The sequence below is a fragment of the Romboutsia ilealis genome (assembly GCF_900015215.1).
Classification (GTDB): domain Bacteria; phylum Bacillota; class Clostridia; order Peptostreptococcales; family Peptostreptococcaceae; genus Romboutsia; species Romboutsia ilealis.
In genome coordinates, this window is sequence record NZ_LN555523.1 from 2,575,665 (window position 1) to 2,581,778 (window position 6,114).

The following is a 6,114-nucleotide window of genomic DNA, read 5'->3' on the forward strand; positions in this document are numbered from 1 at the left end:
TTATATTAATATGGATTTTAAGATAACCAAAGGACATTATAAGTTACGTTGTGTTAGCATCAATAGATATATATAATAATCAGAAAGATCAATATGATGGTTGAAAGTAAAATTAACTCTTTGTTAAGGATATTAGAAAAAAGGTTATTAAAAGCTTATTTCTGTATTGTACAGGAGTAAACTTTTTTAGATTCCACTGATAACGTTCATTAGTGTAATAATCCATATAATTATCTATTAATATTTTTAGTTTTTCTATTGTTCTATAGTTTTTGTAATCAATTTCGTTTTTCATATGTCCAAAGAATGATTCTTGAGGAGTATTATTTAAATAGTTTCCTTTACGATACATGGATACTATATTGCAGCTCAAGCTTTTTTACTAATTCAAGTTCTGCTTTAAGATGCTCTATTTCTTCATATTTATTAGCAGGAGTTTCTTCAATAGCCAAGTCCCTACTAAGTGATCTTCCTGAATTTAACGTTCTAGTATCTTCTAAACCTAAAGCTACTTTATTCTTATATGCTGTTCTTAATCTTAAACTAGCTAAATCTATGTGCTTAATTTTAATTATGTCAAGATCAAATCCTTCATTTTCAGAAATTTTTCTTAAAGTTTTTATATTTTCATATTCAACAATAAACTGTAATTTAAATTTATTAGTATAGATTATACCTTTAGAAGTTAGGTTTTTATATATTTATTTTTAGATAAATCTTGTATTTCTAATTATGTAAATATTTTTTACTCATCTTATGATCACTCTTTATTTAATATTTTATACAAAAAAAACCTATATAGATAGACACGCTTTTTCTCGTATCCACTATAGAGTATCTATTTTAAAGTATACTATTCTTTTAATATAATTTGGATGAGGGAGAATATAAAACATCTAAAAAGCTTTATATAGACAATATAAATAACAGATTAAAAATGATATATAAAATAAATAGTTTTTTAATTAGAAGAAGAACTAAAAATAAGATTAAATTTAGTGAAAATAAAGTGTATTTGGTAAAAAAGAGAATAAGTGTAAGACAAAAAATCAATTTAAATGACAATAAAATAAATATAATACAGCACTTTGCATTTGAAAAAGTATATAAAATAGGAAATCAGAAAACAATCAAGCAATAAAGGTATTTATACATAACTTAAACACAAGCTATTTTAGAACAGGAATTTAGATACCTTTTTTACGCATAAATTTTGGAATAGATACTAGCAAATAAGGAAGAATGGTAAGTGAGAACTTATTTTTAACATAAAAAAGAATTAGATAATTGAGAGAAATTTATATTTAAAATATAAATGGGAATAAATTTAAATTAAGAACATTGTAATTATAATTTATTTAAATTATTATATAAAGTTTCGATTAAAAGATTATTTTTTAACTATAAATTTTTAAATGATATATTTAATGATAAATACCATAAAGATGGGATATAGAGATAATATATATAGGATGTGGAACTAAGGTAACAAGAAATATATGCAGTGAAGAAATAGTTAGTTGAAGGGGTAACTTACCATTCATGACAACTAATTTATCTAGATTAGGAATAAAATATAGAGCAATAAATTAAGAAAATACGGATTTTGAATATTTATTTAAGGAGTTAGATAAAAAGATAGGCTTGTTTATAGAACTCTTCCTAGAGGTTATGGAACTTTAAGAAAGTAAAAAGGTTAAAAATAGTAGTCTCTTAATGGAGAAATGAATATTGAAAGTGTCAAATAAATTAGATAATATCATGAAGAAAGTGAAGAAGCATAGAAGCGAGGAGTAAAGATAATATCTCATATGAGATAAAGTATATAAGTAATGAGTATGATCTAAATTCTATTTAATGGTTATTTAAGCTGAAGGTGCTTTAGGAAGGTTTACTTGTATACAAGCTATTGTATGGGGAATTAAAGGTATCACGGACAAAGAATATTATATGTGTGTTTTGGATGTTATACGAGGAACAATTTGACTTAGTTGTAGCAAAAATGAAGATTGAAGTTCAATAAGGTTTAAAAGAATTAGAAGAATAACAGAATACCCAGTTGTAATTATAGATAGATTTAATGATGTAAAGCAAGTAAGAGTTTTAGATAGGATAAATTAAATAAAGAGGAGGGTTTTATAAACAATATATTATTATTAGATATAACATTTGATAGTGTAGTAAATGTAACTAGATTAAGAGACGCTATATGGATATAAGAAGGTATATATAATTGTATAATATGCGATAATACACACACAATTTATATGGTGGATATGAAGTAGATACTATTGAGTATATAGATAAAATAAAACATTTGAAATTATAAAGGGGCATTATTTTATTTGAAGGAGAGTCATTTTTATAATTAGAGGAATTAGAGACTATTACGAAGTACACAAGGAAATATAAATTTGATGTATGGTAATATAAATGGGTTACATTTGAATAACTTTTAAATAAAGAAAATCTATTTTACTTGAAAGTTTAAATTTATTAAAATGAATAGTTGTTGTACTTGGTGGTAAGTTCATAGATGGTAAAAGTATATCAGATCAAGATTCAGATACTATTAAAACCAAGGAATAAATAGATGTACAAAATAGTTTGAAGTAGCATAAGATTTTTGAATGATGAATATATGTAAAGAATCTCATGTAAAGTAAGATAGCTAAAAAGTAATTGTTTTAGATTAAACGTTTAAGTATGATTGATAAGTATATGTATATACAATTTTTAAGTTTGAGTAAGATTATTATAATATGAATAATGTATTTTTAGATCATATAGGGTTATATAATATGTTGTTTAATGAAATAAAACAAATAATAAAATAGCTGAATATAAAAGATAGTAACAGGTTATCATCGTATAGTGATTAAAAGGGTAAAATGAAGCTTTATGTTAATAGTTATATTTATATAATAAAAATATAATTTAATCTCTTGCGATAGTTATTTTACTAAACATGTTGAAATTACTATATAAAGTTTTTGAACTATAAAAGTATAGTTTACTAGTCTCTAGTGTTTTCAATAATCATATTTAACTAGCACAACGAGTTAATTTAATGTATTCGATTATACTTTATGAATTAGAGTTATTTTGTAGTGATGAATTATCATATTAAGCGGAACACCTAAAATAGGACAAAAAATAGCTCCTAAGTTTATGTTACATTAATAATAGCGGCAAAACTACTCCAGATGAAAGGTGTTGCATAGTTAATCTATTAGACTTAGGATGGAGTATAAGAAAAATAGTAAAATATATTAATAGAAATGATTATACAATTTCAAGAGAAGTTAGAAGAAATTTTATCAATGGAAAATATTTAACTCATATAGTAAATGAAATTTATAAAAACAATAAAATGAATTGTGTATCGGAGGGAAAATTATATAACTATGAAGTTAAAAATATAGATAATTTATTTTGTTGATAACTATGTTATAAATGTGAATAATAAAATAGTATTTCTGAAATATCAATGGAAAGAATATGTGGATTATGTTGATAAATTAAAATGTTAAAATACAGATTAAAATATTTCTAAAAAAAATATTAAAAAAGTGTTGACGATATAAAAATGAGATGGTATAGTTATACTTGTCCTTAAGAAAAGGGCGAACACAAAAGAGAAGAAACAAACAACTTAAAAAAATAAGTTGACAAATAAAGACAAATTTGGTAAACTTAAGAAGTTGTAAAAATGAACTTTGAAAATTAAACAGTAGGTTAATTTATAGAATTGAAACTAAACAAACCAAGCCAGATATTCAGAAAATGATTAGTCTGAGCAGGTAACAACTTTTATTTGAGAGTTTGATCCTGGCTCAGGATGAACGCTGGCGGCGTGCCTAACACATGCAAGTCGAGCGATTTACTTCGGTAAAGAGCGGCGGACGGGTGAGTAACGCGTGGGTAACCTGCCCTGTACACACGGATAACATACCGAAAGGTATGCTAATACGAGATAAAATACTTTTATCGCATGGTAGAAGTATCAAAGCTTTTGCGGTACAGGATGGACCCGCGTCTGATTAGCTAGTTGGTAAGGTAACGGCTTACCAAGGCGACGATCAGTAGCCGACCTGAGAGGGTGATCGGCCACATTGGAACTGAGACACGGTCCAAACTCCTACGGGAGGCAGCAGTGGGGAATATTGCACAATGGGCGAAAGCCTGATGCAGCAACGCCGCGTGAGCGATGAAGGCCTTCGGGTCGTAAAGCTCTGTCCTCAAGGAAGATAATGACGGTACTTGAGGAGGAAGCCCCGGCTAACTACGTGCCAGCAGCCGCGGTAATACGTAGGGGGCTAGCGTTATCCGGAATTACTGGGCGTAAAGGGTGCGTAGGTGGTTTCTTAAGTCAGAGGTGAAAGGCTACGGCTCAACCGTAGTAAGCCTTTGAAACTGGGGAACTTGAGTGCAGGAGAGGAGAGTGGAATTCCTAGTGTAGCGGTGAAATGCGTAGATATTAGGAGGAACATCAGTTGCGAAGGCGGCTCTCTGGACTGTAACTGACACTGAGGCACGAAAGCGTGGGGAGCAAACAGGATTAGATACCCTGGTAGTCCACGCCGTAAACGATGAGTACTAGCTGTCGGAGGTTACCCCCTTCGGTGGCGCAGCTAACGCATTAAGTACTCCGCCTGGGAAGTACGCTCGCAAGAGTGAAACTCAAAGGAATTGACGGGGACCCGCACAAGTAGCGGAGCATGTGGTTTAATTCGAAGCAACGCGAAGAACCTTACCTAAGCTTGACATCCTTTTGACCGATGCCTAATCGCATCTTTCCCTTCGGGGACAGAAGTGACAGGTGGTGCATGGTTGTCGTCAGCTCGTGTCGTGAGATGTTGGGTTAAGTCCCGCAACGAGCGCAACCCTTGCCTTTAGTTGCCAGCATTAAGTTGGGCACTCTAGAGGGACTGCCAGGGATAACCTGGAGGAAGGTGGGGATGACGTCAAATCATCATGCCCCTTATGCTTAGGGCTACACACGTGCTACAATGGGTGGTACAGAGGGCAGCCAAGTCGTGAGGCGGAGCTAATCCCTTAAAGCCATTCTCAGTTCGGATTGTAGGCTGAAACTCGCCTACATGAAGCTGGAGTTACTAGTAATCGCAGATCAGAATGCTGCGGTGAATGCGTTCCCGGGTCTTGTACACACCGCCCGTCACACCACGGAAGTTGGGGGCGCCCGAAGCCACTTAGCTAACCCTTTTGGGAAGCGAGTGTCGAAGGTGAAATCAATAACTGGGGTGAAGTCGTAACAAGGTAGCCGTATCGGAAGGTGCGGCTGGATCACCTCCTTTCTAAGGAGAATTACCTACTGTTTAATTTTGAGGGTTTATTAAAAACTTTCATAAAGAGGGCGAAGCCCAAAATAAGTACTTTGAGCACCTAGGCACGAACGAATGTGAGTGGAAGGTAGCGAAGTGCGTTAGCACTTTGAAAACTGCATAACATTTAGTGATATGACATCATTTTAAACATATATAGACAAGAAAAGTCTTTAAAATTACACTTTTAATAACTGGTCAAGTTATTAAGGGTGCAGGGCGGATGCCTTGGCACTAGGAGCCGATGAAGGACGTGATAAGCTGCGATAAGCTTCGGGGAGTTGCACGTAAACTTTGATCCGAAGATTTCCGAATGAGGAAACTCACTTAGAGTAATGTCTAAGTATCGTTAAGTGAATACATAGCTTAGCGAGGGGAACCCGGGGAACTGAAACATCTAAGTACCCGGAGGAAGAGAAAGAAATTCGATTCCGTAAGTAGCGGCGAGCGAAAGCGGAACAGGCCAAACCAATGAAGTTTACTTCGTTGGGGTTGCGGACATACAACATGGATGCAATATCGTAAATGAAGAGAGTTGGAAAGCTCCGCCATAGAAGGTAATAGCCCTGTAGTTGAAACGAGAAAGCTACTAGTATGATCCAGAGTACCACGGGACACGTGAAACCCTGTGGGAAGCAGGAGGGACCATCCTCCAAGCCTAAATACTACCTAGTGACCGATAGCGCATAGTACCGTGAGGGAAAGGTGAAAAGAACCCCGGGAGGGGAGTGAAATAGAACCTGAAACCCTGCACTTACAAGCTGTGGGA

At 33.2% G+C, this 6,114-nt stretch carries 2 protein-coding genes, 1 rRNA gene, 1 pseudogene and 1 other annotated feature; of the genes and pseudogenes, 3 read left to right on the forward strand and 1 reads right to left on the reverse strand.

The genetic code is table 11. The annotated features are described in order from the left end of the window. Positions 1-112: 112 nt before the first annotated feature. Positions 113-355, reverse strand: a pseudogene (locus CRIB_RS12855) (IS3 family transposase); the annotation flags it as partial. A 582-nt stretch (positions 356-937) separates the two neighbouring features. Here CRIB_RS12855 and CRIB_RS12495 point away from each other — a divergent pair. From CRIB_RS12495 to CRIB_RS12505, 3 genes are all read left to right on the forward strand, one after another. Beyond that, positions 938-1,141 carry a hypothetical protein gene (locus tag CRIB_RS12495; protein ID WP_180702561.1) on the forward strand — a complete coding sequence of 68 codons (204 nt, stop codon included), beginning with the start codon at positions 938-940 and terminating at the stop codon, positions 1,139-1,141. 2,037 nt (positions 1,142-3,178) lie between these two features. Next, positions 3,179-3,442, forward strand: a complete 264-nt coding sequence (locus CRIB_RS12860) for a helix-turn-helix domain-containing protein (protein ID WP_180703731.1) — start codon at positions 3,179-3,181, stop codon at positions 3,440-3,442. A 371-nt stretch (positions 3,443-3,813) separates the two neighbouring features. Beyond that, positions 3,814-5,318, forward strand: a 16S ribosomal RNA gene (locus CRIB_RS12505). Between the two features lie 223 nt (positions 5,319-5,541). Continuing rightward, positions 5,542-6,114: a sequence feature (23S ribosomal RNA rRNA prediction is too short), on the forward strand.